The sequence below is a fragment of the Aestuarium zhoushanense genome (assembly GCF_056431045.1).
Map to the genome: position 1 here is coordinate 378,467 of NZ_JBWKMA010000023.1, position 14,292 is coordinate 392,758.

The window sequence follows — 14,292 nt, forward strand, 5'->3', positions numbered from 1 at the left end:
CACCTCATGAGCGAGCACGAAAACAATCGGGACACCAAGGGCCGCGTTCCTTTCGTCCAAATGGTCCCCAATATGGTGACCCTGACAGGAATGTGCTTGGGTCTCACGTCCATCCGCTTTGCCGTCGACGAACGTTTCATGCTCGCCACGTTCCTGATCATGCTCGCTGCTGTCATGGATGGCCTTGATGGCCTCATGGCGCGTCGGCTCAACTCTACGTCCGAATTGGGCGGCGAACTCGATTCGCTTTCGGATTTTGTGTGCTTTGGCGTCGCACCGTCGATCCTGATTTACCAGTTTTTCCTGAGCTCTCTTGGCGGCCTCGGCTGGATTTTCGCGCTGGTTTACGCTGGAGCGGCCTGCCTTCGTCTTGCTCGCTTCAACGTAATGAAGGACAAGCCAAAGACGGACGACGGCGAAACGCCTCATTTTGTAGGTGTCCCGTCACCAGGTGGCGCGATGCTCGCGCTGATGCCTGCATTCCTTGTATTCGGCGGTTACTTCGACGCCCACTCGATTCCTATGGTCATAGCAATTTGGCTCGGATTTGTTGGCGTACTTATGATCTCAACAATGAGGACGCTATCGCTCAAGGCCATCCGAGTTCCACGCAGCCTCTCTCGGGTCGTGCTCGTGCTTACTCTGCTCGTCGTCGGTCTCGTATTTTTCCGCCCTTGGCTACTGCTCGTATCCGTGAACGTGATCTATATCTTCATCTTGCTTGTTAGCATTGTGAAGGCGCGCGGTAACCTGTTCGCTCAGTCTTGAAGCCTGCCACGGATCAATCCTAACATCGCACTAAGTAGCAAAAGAAAACGGGGCCCGTCGGACCCCGTTTCCCTAATTCTGATGTGAAGAAGAGAATTACTCTTCTGCACCCTCTTCGTCTTCGTCAACGCCAGCCGAACGCAGACCCGACGGAGCCGAGATGTTCGCAATAACGAAGTCACGGTCGATGGTCGGCGAAACGCCTTCCGGCAGAGTTACGTCAGAGATGTGGATCACATCACCGATTTCGCGGCCTGTCAGATCAACAACGATCTGCTCAGGAATGTCGCCAGCGATAACGCTAAGCTCGACTTCCGGACGAACAACGGTCAGAACGCCGCCTTTTTTGATGCCCGGTGCAGCTTTGTGGTTTTCGAACTCAACGTGCACGAACAGGTTCACACGGCTGGTGCGCTTCAAGCGCATGAAGTCGATGTGAGTCGGCAGGTCTTTTACAACATCGCGCTGAACGCCACGGCAGATCACACGTACATCTTCCTGACCTTCAACTTTCAGGTTGAACAGGGTGGACATGAAACGGCCCTGCTTCAGTTTCTGAAGCAGTTTGTTGTAGTTGAAGTTCAGCGGAAGCGGATCTTGTCCACCACCGTAAACGATACCCGGAACGAGCCCATCACGGCGAGCTTGACGAGCGGCCCCCTTGCCTGTCCCCGTACGTTCCGTGGCGATAAGATCAGGAATCTCACGTGCCATCTTGATAATCTCCATAAGATGAGGGGCCGCCCTCCAAGGGTGTGCGACCCGATGAAGCCGCGCTCTTACACGCGAATCCCCTTTTTGGAAAGGCCAAAATCGCTCCTTGGTAAAGAGAAAACACCTTGGATTATCTTGCTATTTAAAATGATTCTAAATTTAATGCGCGTAAATTCTGGGAGCGCATTTATGGAAACCATTCTCAACGGCACACTGGGCGGTCTGGTCGCAGGCATTGCGACGGCCTTGGGCGCTGTTCCGGTGTTAATTGGGAAGACACTGAGCCAACGCGCCAGCGATACGCTTTTAGGTTTCGCAGCAGGCGTGATGCTCTCGGCATCCTACTTCTCCCTGATCCTGCCAGGGATTGATATTGCGACAGAGCAATACGGCTCTACCTTGATCGCCTCCCTCATCGCTGGCCTTGGGATCGCCCTCGGCGCTGCATTTGTCGCTTGGCTGAACTCGTCGTTGCCCCATGAACATTTCATCACAGGGCAAGAAGGCGCCGACACTGCTGCGATGGGACGCATCTGGCTCTTCGTCATTGCAATCACCATCCACAACTTCCCCGAAGGCATGTCGATCGGCGTAGCCTTTGGTGACGGCACAACCAGCGGCATATCGGTTATGACAGGTATCTCGCTCCAAGACATGCCCGAAGGCCTTGCTGTTGCCGTTGCGCTCATCGGGCGCGGCTATTCGAGGTGGAAGTCTTTCCTCGTTGCCGCCCTGACCGGCATGGTCGAACCTATCGGCGCACTGATTGGCGCTAGCGCAGTTTCCGTCACCCACGAAATCCTACCGCTAGGACTGACATTCTCTGCAGGGGCAATGCTGTACATCATCAGCCACGAAATCCTCCCTGAAACGCACCGCAACGGGCATCAGAACCGTGCTACCACTGGTCTTCTCTTCGGTCTGATCTTGATGATGATCCTAGACGTTACTCTGGGATAAAGAGACGGGCACTGTGACCGCACCGCCCTCGAGCGCAAGTAAAATCCGCCATACTGCCTTTGTGCTTTAAATATCCTGGGGGTCTGGGGGCAATGCCCCCAGCGACGCTTGCGTCGAAGCGCCTTGCAGCCTAGAAGCCAATCGAGCAATTTCAGGAGGGTCCGATGGGATTCAAGATGGGTATCGTGGGTCTGCCGAACGTCGGCAAATCGACCCTGTTTAACGCGCTGACGAAAACGGCAGCGGCACAGGCTGCAAACTTCCCCTTCTGCACCATCGAACCGAACGTCGGCGAAGTGGCCGTCCCCGATCAGCGCCTTGATGCTCTGGCCGAAATCGCTGGCTCCAAACAGATCATCCCAACACGGATGACATTTGTAGACATCGCTGGCCTCGTCAAAGGCGCATCCAAAGGCGAAGGTCTTGGCAACCAATTCCTTGCCAACATCCGCGAATGTGATGCTATCGCCCACGTTCTACGCTGCTTTGAAGATGATGACATCACGCACGTTGAAGGCCGCGTGGACCCTGTCGCCGACGCAGAAACCATCGAGATGGAATTGATGCTCGCGGACCTAGAGTCGATCGAGCGTCGCCTACAAAACATCGTCCGCAAGGTTCGCGGTGGCGACAAAGAGGCTGTTGAACAGGAACGGCTCCTGAAACTCGCGAAGGACGCAATCGAAGCAGGCAAACCAGCCCGCACCGTCGAGATTTCGGAAGACGACCAGAAGCAGTGGAAGATGCTGCAACTGTTGTCGACCAAACCTGTCCTTTATGTTTGCAACGTCGAAGAAACCTCTGCTGGCGCAGGCAATAGCCAATCGGCTCGCGTAGCTGAAATGGCAGCGGCTCAGGGCAACAGCCACGTTGTCATTTCCGCTCGCATCGAGGAAGAAATCAGCCAGCTCGACAACGAAGAACAGGAAATGTTCCTCTCTGAACTAGGCCTCACCGAGGCAGGTCTCGACCGTCTCATCCGCGCTGGCTATGAACTGCTTCACCTGCAAACCTACTTCACTGTTGGCCCGAAAGAAGCCCGCGCATGGACCATCAAAGAAGGCACGGGCGCTCCCGCTGCTGCTGGCGTGATCCACGGCGACTTTGAACGTGGCTTCATCCGCGCTGAAACCATCGCATTCAATGACTACATCCAGTTCAAGGGTGAAACTGGCGCTAAAGAAGCTGGTAAAATGCGTGCGGAAGGCAAAGCATACATCGTCCAAGACGGCGACGTGATGCACTTCCTCTTCAATACGTAAGATTGGCCGAAAAATCCGTTCTATCGTTTGAGGGCGCGGGGCAAACCTGCGCCCTTAACCATTCATACCAGTCAGAATGCATCGTATCGCGCAGCAACTCTGGCCGCTCAGGCGCCTGCGCTATTGAGACATTGCCCTGAGTGCAACGAACCATCCTCTGGGGCGTATAAATAACCCAATCAAATTCGGAAAACTGGCGCTGATACTTTGGCAGCGCCAATTCCAAAGGATCATGCGGCACATCGCACCACCCAGCAAAAATACGCCGCCCAGCCTGTCGCCCCACCTCATGCAAACGAAGATCGCGGCCCAATTTTCGATGCGCTCTCAATACGTCATTTTCCATTTCGAGAAGCCGTAGGACGTCTGGGTCGCAACGATCTCCGACCAACGACGGCTGGAGGCGTAACCGCCACGCCAAACGATATAGCAGGTCAAACCTTGCTGGATCCGAATGCCACACGGCGGTTTCAGTCAAAATGACAAAGCGTTCCGGCACCCGAGCCTTGTAACGCTCATCAGGCAATGTCGGCACCATCTCCGTCGCCCCAACCGCCCACTCCACAAATTCAGGTGCGATGCGCGCCGACAGCAGGCGCCGTGCAATCCGACGCCATGCTATGGCCGTTCCAGAAAATGGGAGGGTAATCGAATACATGGCGGCATACATTTTTGTTCATGATATGTTCTTTTAAGCTATACGCAAGATGTCTTAACCATTTCGGCCACGAAAACTTTCTGCCAGAGGTGCCTTGTTTTCCTTCAAAGCCATCGCTAAACGGGTCGACGGAGACGTGGCCGAGTGGTCGAAGGCGCTCCCCTGCTAAGGGAGTAGGCGAGGAATCGTCTCGAGGGTTCGAATCCCTTCGTCTCCGCCATTATCTGGCATCGTTATTTGGACTTACTCTTTGGTCCCATCGCAGCAAATCTGTGCTACGACAGACCGAGGAGGAGCGATGTCATTTCTTGAAATTCTCGAATACTCGTCTGTGTTTATCTTTGCGCTGACTGGTGCGCTGGTGGCCAGTCGTGCGCAGCTCGATCCAGTTGGGTTCTTTTTTATCGCTGCTTTGACTGCGGTCGGCGGAGGTACCGTTCGAGACCTTTTGTTGGATCGAAACCCTCTGTTTTGGATCGACAAACCAATCGTTCTCGTGATTGCCGCGGTCGCAGCAATGGGCACTTTCTTTACAGCTCACCTACTTGAAAGCCGTTTAAAAACATTAACTTGGCTAGATGCTGCCGCTCTCGCGGTCGCCGTTCCAACGGGAGTTGGCGTGGCCGTGAACCAGTCTCAGGAATGGCCAATCGTTTTGATTATGGGCGTGACGACAGGATGTTTCGGCGGCTTGATGCGCGATGTAGTTTGCAATGAGGTCCCGTTGGTCCTCAAACAAGGCGAACTATACATCTCAGCAGCATTTATCGGGGCCGCGGCGGCGATGCTTGCGATTGGCGCAGGGATCACGCAACCCATCGCGCTGATGTTGTGTGCTGGCGTAACGTTTGCGCTGCGGGCTGGGAGCCTCGCTCTTGGATGGTCGATGCCTGCCTACAAGAGCCGCCCACCCCGCCAGTGATTATTCTGGATTCACCATACCCCAGAGTTCGGGCGGAAGTGTTTTGACCGCAAGCACCACGGCAACACAGGCGAAAAGCCAACCACCTGGTCGTGTAAACATCCAGATAAGAAACCAAATCATGAAATTCAGCGCCATGCGCGGCAATCCCATGAGAAGGAACATCAGATGTGCTCCGGCAAAGTCATGCCGCGGAGGGCATCTTCGGTGCTAACGGGCTTTTTGCCTTCACGTTGAAGGCGGGTGATCTCTACCGCGCCCTCACCACATGCAATGGTGAAGCCGTGCAGCACTTGCCCAGCTTTGCCGTTGCCGTCGGCCAGTTTGGAACCGAGAAGTTTAACCCGTTCGCCATTCACGTCGCACCACGCGCCAGGGAACGGCGACAGGCCACGTATCTGTCGGTCGATCACTTCGGCAGGCTGCGACCAATCAATGCGCGCCTCTGCTTTGTCGATTTTGGATGCGTAAGTCACGCCATCTTGTGACTGGACCTCAAGGGTCAGTGTATCCAATCGTGACAGAGCCTCAACGATCAGTTTTGCGCCCATATCGGACAGCCAATCATGTAATTGCCCTGTCGTCTCTTCGGCACCGATCGCGGTAGTCTGACGCATCAGAACTGGACCAGTGTCCAATCCAGCCTCCATCTGCATGATACAGACGCCCGTCTCAGCATCACCCGCCATAATCGCGCGGTGAATGGGAGCAGCGCCACGCCAGCGCGGCAGCAAAGACGCATGGATATTGAGGCAGCCGTGTTTCGGGGCCTCCAAGAGGCTTTGCGGAAGGATAAGCCCATAGGCAACCACAACAGCAACGTCTGCCTGTAGCGCCGCAAACGCCGCTACATCCTCTGCGTCTTTAAAGTTCACAGGATGACGAACGGGGATACCGAGTTCTTCTGCACGAGCCTGAACGGGGCTTGGACGATCCTTTTTACCACGACCTGCTGGGCGCGGAGGCTGAGAATAAGCTGCGACAACCTCGTGGCCCGCATCGACCAGCGCCTGCAAGACTGGAACCGAGAAGTCAGGGGTCCCCATAAACACAACGCGCATTGGATTATCCGTTCAGTTTCTTTGCCTTACGGATCAGCATATCACGCTTCACCTTCGACAGATTGTCGAAATACATTTTGCCGTTCAGGTGATCGATCTGATGCTGAACCGAGGTTGCCCATAGGCCAACAAAGTCGCGATTTTCCATTTCGCCATGCTCGTTCAGGAACCGAACAGTGACCGCACGCGGTCGCGTCACCTTGGCCGAAACACCGGGCAAATTCGGAGAGGCTTCTTCATGGTCGCGGGGCTGAACGGAAGCATGGAGCACCTCGGGGTTCGCCATTTTCACAGCTTTGCCACGCTCGTCCGAACAATCAACGACAGCCAAACGCAGGTCGATACCCAACTGAACTGCAGCGAGGCCAACGCCCGGCATTGCATCCATCGCCTCGACCATCTCAGTCCAAATGGCGCGGATGTCATCGGTAATGGCTTCGACAGGTGAAGCAGGCGTGCGCAATGACCGATGCGGCCACATGACGAAAGGACGATGCGCCATCAGCCGCGCGCCAATTCGCGTTTTAGTTTTTGCATTTTGCGCGTGATCATCTGCCTTTTGAGCGGCTTCAGGTAGTCGATGAACAGCGTGCCGTTGAGGTGGTCGATTTCATGCTGAACGCAGGTCGCCCAGAGGTTATCGAACTCTTCCTCAACCGTCTTACCGTCCAGATCGAGCCAACGGACGCGCACCATTTTCGGGCGTTCAACTTCGGCGAACTGGTCGGGGATCGAAAGGCAGCCCTCTTCGTAGACGTTCTTTTCGTCCGACTCCCAAATGATTTCAGGGTTGATCAGAACCATCGGATTCGGCTTTGCCTCTGGATCACGCTGTGCATCCATGACCAGCAATCGGTTCAAGATACCAATCTGCGGTGCCGCTAGCCCGATACCAGGGGCATCATACATGGTTTCAATCATATCGTCGGCCTGCTTGCGGATTTCTTTCGAAACCTCTGCAACAGGGTCAGCAACCTTTTTCAGGCGCGGGTCGGGATGGATCAAGATGGGTCGCAATGTCATGCTCGGCATGTAGCGTTTCCCGTGCGATCCCGCAAGGATTGGCTCACCACTGGACCTTTGGATCAGATCAAAGCAAACATTGGCGCAAAGCTGGCCTGAACTCTGGAGATCCCAATGAATTTCGACGAAATCATCGACCGTCGCGGCACCCATAACGTCAAATGGGACGAGATGCAGGCCATCTATGGCGTATCTCCTGATGATGGCCTCGCAATGTGGGTCGCCGACATGGACTTTGCCGCGCCCGATTGCGTGCGTGACGCAATCCGCAATCAGGCAAACCACGGCGTGATGGGATATTTCGGAAACGACGGCCCTTATCGCGACGCGATTTGCTGGTGGATGGAAAACCGCCATGGGTGGAGCGTCGATCCGAAATCGATTTTCACCACACATGGTCTGGTCAACGGCACAGCGCTGTGTGTTGACGCGTTCACCAATGTCGGCGACGGCGTTGTCCTCTTTACCCCCGTTTACCATGCCTTTGCCCGCGTCATTCGTGCGGCTGGGCGCAACCTGGTCGAATGCCAACTGGTGAACAACAACGGTCGGTATGAATACGATTTCGACGCCTATGATGCTCAGATGACAGGCTCGGAAAGAATGGTCATTCTTTGCTCTCCTCACAACCCGGGCGGCCGCGTTTGGTCAAAGGCAGAGCTAGAAGCCGTCGCAGCCTTCGCAAAACGCCATGACCTCATCCTTGTATCGGACGAGATTCACCACGACCTGATTATGCCTGGTCACACGCACATCCCAATGACCAAGATCGACGGAATTGAAGACCGTCTCGTCATGATGACCGCGACGACCAAGACGTTTAACATCGCGGGGAGCCATTCTGGAAATGTGATCATCGCTGACCCTGACCTCCGCGCAAAATTCGCCGCTCGGATGGCTGCGCTTGGCCTTTCGCCCAACTCATTCGGATTGTTCATGGCCATGGCCGCCTACTCACCAGAAGGCGCCGCGTGGGTTGATGAGCTTTGCGTCTATTTGGACGGTAATCGCCGCCTCTTTGACGAAGGCGTAAATTCGATCCCTGGGGTCAAATCGATGGCGCTGGAATCGACTTACCTCGCTTGGGTCGATTTTGAAGGCACAGGCATGGCTCGGGACGAATTCACAACTCGCGTCCAGTCCGTCGCCAAAATCGCACCGAACCATGGACCAAGCTTTGGCCTCGGCGGTGAAACCTTCCTACGCTTCAACTTAGCGACACCACGGTCGCGAATTGAAGACGCGGTAAAGCGTCTCAAAGCAGCGTTTTCAGATCTGCAGTGACGATTCGGATAGCTGGGGTAAGGGCACCTCGCCCCAGCTTTGCACCTACAGCTTAGCTGCTGGTCAAATAACCAGCGGGCAATTCACGAGCGCGTACGAAATCGGCGGCGGGGCCGTCAGCAGCAGCCTGGTGCCATTTAAAGTCGAACACTCGTTCGCCTTCTTCTTCGCGCGACGTGACCACTAGGGCTTGGTACATATACTTGGGGCCGTCATAGATCTTGACGTGACCACGCAACTTTGGCGCGTCTTTAGCATCCATAGCAAAGCCAGTGTCCCACATGCGAAGGATACGATAGACGTCATCACCGTCATGAACACAGAGGCGCGACGACCGCAACAATGCGGCGCGGCGAGCATCTTCAAGACCTTGGCGAACGGCTTCGGGTAGAAATTCGGACATGGGCGTCTCCTCCAGACATGCATAGGATGATGAGCTTAATAAAAAGCAAATCAACCTATCCATTTGTGCCTGTTGCAAAATTTCCACAGGAAACGTCGCGTTATGCCTTCGCTTTGGGCCGTAGAACGTGCGGACGCGCCGCGTCATAAAGGGCCGAGTCTGGGAAACCATGCCCCCCACCAAGGGCAGGTCCAGCAAGGATCAGAGCCGTCCGCGTGATCTTTGCATCGCGCACTTTGGCATGGATGTCAGAGATTGTTCCACGGATGATCATCTGGTCTGGCCAACCAACGCGATACACAACCGCAACGGGACAATCGGCGCCGTAATGGGGCGCAAGCTGGCGTTCGATTTCACGAAGCGCACGAATGCCAAGGTGGATCGCAAGCGTCGCACCCGTCTTTGCAAAGTTCTCCAGCGTTTCGCCCGCAGGCATCGACGTCGACTTCATCGACATGCGAGTGAGCACGATCGACTGCGCAAGCTCAGGGATCGTCAACTCTTGGCCAAGAGCAGCAGCAGCGGCGGCATAGGCAGGCACACCGGGCACGATCTGATAGTCGATATTGTCCGCCTTCAAACGGCGGATCTGTTCGGCGATCGCACCATAGAGCGACGGATCACCAGAGTGGACGCGCGCGACATTCTCTCCACGCTGATGAGCGGCCAGAATCTCTGCGTGCGTTTCATCCAGCGTCATCGGCGCGGTGTCCATGACACGCGCACCTTCAGGCGCACAGGCGACGACTTGCTCGGGAACCAACGAACCCGCGTAGAGACATACTGGGCATTCACCAATCAAACGCTGCGCTTTGATCGTGAGCAGTTCTGGATCACCCGGTCCAGCACCAATGAAAAATACGGTCATTTGGAATTCCTTTCACCGCTCAGGTCGCCATCAATTTTGCGAGCGTACCCACGGGGCGTGAACATACGTGGGCCTTCGCCCAGTTGAGCCAGACGGCTATTTGACGAACCAACCAGAACAACAGTCAGCATATCGACTTCATCCACCTCAAGGTCGGCAAGACGGCGATAGCGAACATATTCTTCGGGACGGCCAAGCGAGGACGCCAGCATCACGGGCGTATCCGCAGGGCGGTGCTGCAACAGGATATCACGTGCTTCAGCCAACAATGTGCGGCGTGTTTTCGAAACGGGATTGTAGAAGGCGATGACAAAGTCGCCCTCGGCGGCGGCGTGGAGACGGCGCATAATGTCATTACGCGGTGTCAGAAGGTCAGACAGCGAAATTGTGCAGAAGTCATGGCCTAGCGGCGCCCCAGCCCGAGCTGCCGCACCCTGAAGCGCAGAAACACCCGGCGAACAGACGACATCAACGCGACGTGCAGCATCAGAAACGCCGAGAGCTTCTGGCGAACGGTCCAGCAATTCGAACGTCAGCGCACCCATCGCATAGATGCCTGCATCGCCCGAACAAACCAACGCAACGTTGCGCCCTTCGCCAGCGCGTTCTAGCGCATAACGGCAACGATCCTCTTCACCGCCGAGCGGGAAATCGCTGCGAATTTTTCCATGTGCGAGGGGGCCGAGAAGATCAATATACAATCCGTAACCAACCAGTTCATCGGCCTCCGCGACCAATTTGGACACTTCAGGCGTCCTCCATGTCGCCTGACCAGGCCCGATGCCAACGACCGATAGACGACCACGGGAACGGCCCTTCATTTCGGTAATCGGAGCATCCGCCCGCGCAATCGCACAAGTCGTATTTGCGGTCTTTGTCTTCTCAACAACGAGCTTACCGTCAGATGCCGCCAGAGCGGCACCTTCGGACACGCCGTGGCAACCGACTTCGGCGAACACAACTTCAGACGGGTTCGCGACCTTCTGTGCTTCGAGTTGTTCCGCCGTGAACAAACGCAGCGGCACGCCGAGCCGTTTGGCGACTGTGTTCATCGCAGGCTCATCACCTTTGAGGTCAATAGTCGCGACGCAGGCCACCGCACCCTGTGCGATACCTGCGTTTTGCAGGGTCGTCGTCACAAGAGACCAAAGTTCTTCAGTATCGGCATTGCGCGCGCACCCGACCCCGACGACATAGGTCTGAGGATGGTAAACCAGCGTTTTCGCGTTTCCTTCCACAGGTGCCTCAGACACGACGAGATTGACTGCACCCCCATTGGCTTCGAGGTCGAAAATGTTCTCGCCAGTCAGCGAAATCCCTTCGCCTGCCAGAATAGCCGCCATCGCGTCTTTGGCGTCCAGCGGGTTGGCCAGACGATAGCCAGCGGGCGGCGCGTCAAGCGCAACACCGATCGCAACGTCACCTGCGGTGGTGACAGCGGCCTTAGCTTCCAAGACTGTCGCAATCTCTTGCGCCAGACGGTTCGCGCCACGATGACCACCCAACAACGGAATAACGACCGAACCGTCATCGCTCACCGAAAGAACGGGAGGTTCGTTGCGCTTATCAGACAACAGCGGCGCCACCGCGCGGATCAAAATACCAGAGGCGCAGACACCGATGATTGGAACACCCCCCGCAAACAAATCACGCGCATGATCCAACGCATTTCCGAAATATGCATCCGCTTGATCGACGCGGCCTTCGCGACCGTGAACGGCCAAACCCAAGGCAGACGCGACCTTATGCGCCACGGCCTCACCAGAGCGCGAAAGCGCCATCACAACAGGTTTTACAGCCACGGGTCGGCTCCCTTTGTCAGTAGTATCATTGAGAAGTAAGGCGCATTTTCCGGCGCATCGCGCAGCGGAAGGACGACTTGATTTTGTAAGGTCGCGCGTTCGATGTAGGTGGCATGTTCGGCCAACCCCAGATCGCTAATTACCGCACGAATTTTGGCCAAGTGACGGCCAACTTTCATAATTGCCACACTTTCGGCGCCAGCAATTCGCGAACGAAGTTCATCTTCGGGTAGCGGACCAGGCAGCACGGTTAAGCGTTCATTGCGGGCGACCAAGGGCCGACCAGCAACCGAAGCGCAGGCCGTGATCGACGTCACACCGGGAACGACTTCGCATTTAAATCTGTCGGACAAGCGAGCGTAGAGATACATGAAGGAGCCGTAGAAAAACGGATCGCCTTCGCAGAGAACGACAACGTCCTGCCCTGCCTCCAACGCCTCCGCAATCTGCGCGGAGCCTACGTCGTAGGCCGCTTGTGCAGGGCCCCGTTCAGTCGTCATCGGGACTTCCATGACGATTTCTTTTGCATCCGCTGAAATCAAATCAGCAGCGATCGAACGCGCGAAGCTCTCGCCACCAACAAGCGCAGGATAGGCGACAACGCGTGCTCCCTCGATCAGGCGAGCGGCGCGCAAGGTTATCAAGTCGGGCGCGCCCGGCCCGAGGCCAACACCGTAGAGAGTTCCGGTCATGATTTAACGATACTCCATTGGGTCACGGTCATTGCCGGTCGCCAGCCCGTTAGGCGGCCGACTGGCTCTGCTCGTTCAACCGAGAGGCGGATCAATTGCCCGCCAAATTTCGAATGTAGGTCACGCAATACGGCTTCGGTTTCGAGGGTAACTGCATTCGCCACGAAACGACCGTGGCTGGACAATGCGTCCCACGCGATTTGAAACGTCTTTTGGGTCAAGCCACCGCCAACGAACACCGCGTCTGGCTTAGGCAATCCAACCAAACTCTCAGGCGCGCGGCCCTCAATTAGGGTCATTCGCGGCGCACCCAACGCCAGTGCATTCTGGGTCGCGAGGGCGATGCGATCCGCCCGAGGTTCAACCCCAAATGCCACCGCATCCCGTGCGCCACGCATCCACTCAATCGCAACCGAACCGCTTCCGCAGCCGATGTCCCAAAGGACCGCACCGCGCATCGGCATGAGTTTGGCCAAGGTGATTGCACGGACTTCTTGTTTCGTCATTGTTCCGTCAGAGGCGAACGCATCATCAGGTAGCCCCATCAGCGGCAACACTTGCGCGCCCTCGCCCGCAATGCATTCAACGGCCATACTGTTAAAGTCAGGCACAACGTGATTCCACTCAGAGGCAATCCCGTCAAATCGCGCTTCCCTATCACCACCCAGCGCACCGAACACCGTGATCCGAGACGCACCATAGCCACGCGCTGTCAAAATCTCGGCAACCTCAGACGGCGTTTGTCCGCCTGTGGTCAACAGTAACAGACGCGCATTCGGCCGAATAAACGGGATCATCTGTTGAACAGGTCGCCCGTGGACGGTCAGCGTTTCGAGGTCGGCAAGGCTCCACCCCATTCGAACGGCGAGCCATTGAAATGCGGAAAGCTGAGGGTGAAAAACCACCTCTTCCGCTTCGAAAAACTTCGCGATTTTTGGCCCCACCGAATACCAAAGCGGATCACCCGTTGCCAAAACAACGACCTTCTTACCGCGATGTGTGCGAATAGTGTCGATCAACGCATCGAACGGCGACGGCCACGCTATCCGCTCTGCCTTGAGGTTAGGGGTCAGCCCATGATGACGTTCACCGCCAATCACGACGTCGGCCTGCTCCACCGTCGCACGTGTGACAGGCGTCAAACCGTCCATCCCGTCTTCACCGATCCCAACAATGTTGAGCCAAGCGGTCATATCCGTTCCTCTGGCAGCCCTGCAGCGAGGGCGTTGACCGCAGCGGATGCCATTGCAGATCCACCTTTGCGGCCCTTAAGGGCAACAAAATCAATGCCACGAGAATTAGCAGCGAGTTCTGCTTTTGACTCAGCAGCGCCAATGAAGCCAACGGGGAAGCCGAGGATGACAGCAGGTTTTGGAAAACCCTCATCGATCAGTTCAAGAAGGTGAAAAAGCGCAGTCGGCGCGTTGCCGACGGCGACCACGGCGCCCTCGATATGAGGTTCCCAGAGGCGAACCGCAGCGGCGCTGCGAGTGTTCCCAATCTCTTGGGCCAATTCAGGCGTCCGAGGATCGTTCAGCGTCACGATCACGTCGTTCTGGGCGGGCAGATAGCGACGGATAATCCCCGCGCCGACCATCTCGCAGTCACACAGGATCGGCTTGCCCGACTGAAGCGCCGCATGACCCACGGAATACACAGACGGAGTAAACGCAAGACGATCTGCGATTTCGACCATGCCACAGGAATGGATCAACCGCGTCACCAACGGCTGCATATCCTGCGGAAATCGATCAAGGCGCGCCTCTTTGCGCACAGTGGCAAAGCTCTGCGCGTAAATCGCGGATGGGTCTTTTTCGTATGGGCGCATATGTCGGTTCCCTGTCAGGGCAGCGGCCGCCCCGACGCCTCGATCAG

At 56.2% G+C, this 14,292-nt stretch carries 17 protein-coding genes and 1 tRNA gene; 6 read left to right on the plus strand and 12 right to left on the minus strand.

The features are described 5' to 3' along the window. Positions 1-6: 6 nt before the first annotated feature. The gene (gene pssA, locus AC07ED_RS13555) at positions 7-768 is read left to right on the plus strand and encodes a CDP-diacylglycerol--serine O-phosphatidyltransferase (protein WP_105234059.1); all 762 of its coding nucleotides are present in this window, start codon (positions 7-9) and stop codon (positions 766-768) included. A gap of 96 nt (positions 769-864) precedes the next feature. Here the strand turns inward: pssA and AC07ED_RS13560 are convergent, their stop codons facing one another. Next, on the minus strand, positions 865-1,482 hold the full coding sequence (locus AC07ED_RS13560; RefSeq protein WP_067547991.1) for a 50S ribosomal protein L25/general stress protein Ctc: 618 nt from the start codon (positions 1,480-1,482) through the stop codon (positions 865-867). A gap of 189 nt (positions 1,483-1,671) precedes the next feature. Between AC07ED_RS13560 and AC07ED_RS13565 the strand changes: the two genes are divergently transcribed. Further along, entirely contained in the window at positions 1,672-2,442 is a 771-nt protein-coding gene (locus tag AC07ED_RS13565; RefSeq protein ID WP_105236259.1) for a ZIP family metal transporter, read from the plus strand. A gap of 164 nt (positions 2,443-2,606) precedes the next feature. Beyond that, the gene (ychF, locus tag AC07ED_RS13570; protein ID WP_105234058.1) at positions 2,607-3,704 is read left to right on the plus strand and encodes a redox-regulated ATPase YchF; all 1,098 of its coding nucleotides are present in this window, start codon (positions 2,607-2,609) and stop codon (positions 3,702-3,704) included. Here the strand turns inward: ychF and AC07ED_RS13575 are convergent. Then, positions 3,694-4,374: a DUF4130 domain-containing protein gene (locus AC07ED_RS13575; RefSeq protein ID WP_105234057.1), complete on the minus strand. Its 681-nt coding sequence runs from the start codon at positions 4,372-4,374 to the stop codon at positions 3,694-3,696. The genes ychF and AC07ED_RS13575 overlap by 11 nt on opposite strands. Before the next feature lie 118 nt (positions 4,375-4,492). On the opposite strand from AC07ED_RS13575, the gene AC07ED_RS13580 reads away from it, so the two are divergent. Both AC07ED_RS13580 and AC07ED_RS13585 read left to right on the plus strand, forming a co-directional pair. After that, positions 4,493-4,582, plus strand: a tRNA-Ser gene (locus AC07ED_RS13580). 78 nt (positions 4,583-4,660) lie between these two features. Next, positions 4,661-5,284, plus strand: coding sequence for a trimeric intracellular cation channel family protein (locus AC07ED_RS13585; protein ID WP_105234056.1), 624 nt, complete (start codon positions 4,661-4,663; stop codon positions 5,282-5,284). Here the strand turns inward: AC07ED_RS13585 and AC07ED_RS13590 are convergent, their stop codons facing one another. From AC07ED_RS13590 to def (AC07ED_RS13605), 4 genes are read right to left on the minus strand one after another with little or no spacing between them, the layout of a single operon-like run. Further along, positions 5,285-5,449, minus strand: a complete 165-nt coding sequence (locus AC07ED_RS13590) for a hypothetical protein (RefSeq protein WP_158664457.1) — start codon at positions 5,447-5,449, stop codon at positions 5,285-5,287. Further along, positions 5,449-6,345 (minus strand): methionyl-tRNA formyltransferase, encoded by an 897-nt coding sequence (fmt, locus tag AC07ED_RS13595; protein ID WP_105234055.1) that lies wholly within the window; start codon positions 6,343-6,345, stop codon positions 5,449-5,451. Before fmt ends, AC07ED_RS13590 begins: the two co-directional genes overlap by 1 nt. A 4-nt stretch (positions 6,346-6,349) precedes the next feature. Continuing rightward, positions 6,350-6,847, minus strand: coding sequence for a peptide deformylase (def, locus tag AC07ED_RS13600; RefSeq protein ID WP_105234054.1), 498 nt, complete (start codon positions 6,845-6,847; stop codon positions 6,350-6,352). Beyond that, on the minus strand, positions 6,847-7,368 hold the full coding sequence (def, locus tag AC07ED_RS13605; RefSeq protein ID WP_105236258.1) for a peptide deformylase: 522 nt from the start codon (positions 7,366-7,368) through the stop codon (positions 6,847-6,849). Before def (AC07ED_RS13605) ends, def (AC07ED_RS13600) begins: the two co-directional genes overlap by 1 nt. Positions 7,369-7,482: 114 nt before the next feature. Between def (AC07ED_RS13605) and AC07ED_RS13610 the strand changes: the two genes are divergently transcribed. Then, on the plus strand, positions 7,483-8,652 hold the full coding sequence (locus AC07ED_RS13610; RefSeq protein ID WP_105234053.1) for a MalY/PatB family protein: 1,170 nt from the start codon (positions 7,483-7,485) through the stop codon (positions 8,650-8,652). 52 nt (positions 8,653-8,704) lie between these two features. Here AC07ED_RS13610 and AC07ED_RS13615 read toward each other — a convergent pair whose 3' ends face one another. The 6 genes from AC07ED_RS13615 to AC07ED_RS13640 all read right to left on the minus strand — a co-directional run bounded on the left by AC07ED_RS13615 (position 8,705) and on the right by AC07ED_RS13640 (position 14,245). After that, positions 8,705-9,055, minus strand: coding sequence for a hypothetical protein (locus tag AC07ED_RS13615; RefSeq protein WP_067552149.1), 351 nt, complete (start codon positions 9,053-9,055; stop codon positions 8,705-8,707). 100 nt (positions 9,056-9,155) lie between these two features. Then, entirely contained in the window at positions 9,156-9,923 is a 768-nt protein-coding gene (gene cobM, locus AC07ED_RS13620; protein ID WP_105234052.1) for a precorrin-4 C(11)-methyltransferase, read from the minus strand. Continuing rightward, complete coding sequence (gene cobJ / locus AC07ED_RS13625; RefSeq protein ID WP_105234051.1) at positions 9,920-11,725, minus strand: precorrin-3B C(17)-methyltransferase; 1,806 nt, start codon at positions 11,723-11,725, stop codon at positions 9,920-9,922. The genes cobM and cobJ overlap by 4 nt, the downstream gene beginning before the upstream one ends. Continuing rightward, positions 11,716-12,417, minus strand: a complete 702-nt coding sequence (gene cobI, locus AC07ED_RS13630) for a precorrin-2 C(20)-methyltransferase (RefSeq protein ID WP_105234050.1) — start codon at positions 12,415-12,417, stop codon at positions 11,716-11,718. The genes cobJ and cobI overlap by 10 nt, the downstream gene beginning before the upstream one ends. Then, positions 12,414-13,610 (minus strand): precorrin-6y C5,15-methyltransferase (decarboxylating) subunit CbiE, encoded by a 1,197-nt coding sequence (gene cbiE, locus AC07ED_RS13635; protein ID WP_105234049.1) that lies wholly within the window; start codon positions 13,608-13,610, stop codon positions 12,414-12,416. The genes cobI and cbiE overlap by 4 nt, the downstream gene beginning before the upstream one ends. Then, on the minus strand, positions 13,607-14,245 hold the full coding sequence (locus AC07ED_RS13640) for a precorrin-8X methylmutase (RefSeq protein WP_105234048.1): 639 nt from the start codon (positions 14,243-14,245) through the stop codon (positions 13,607-13,609). The genes cbiE and AC07ED_RS13640 overlap by 4 nt, the downstream gene beginning before the upstream one ends. Between the last annotated feature and the right edge of the window lie 47 nt (positions 14,246-14,292).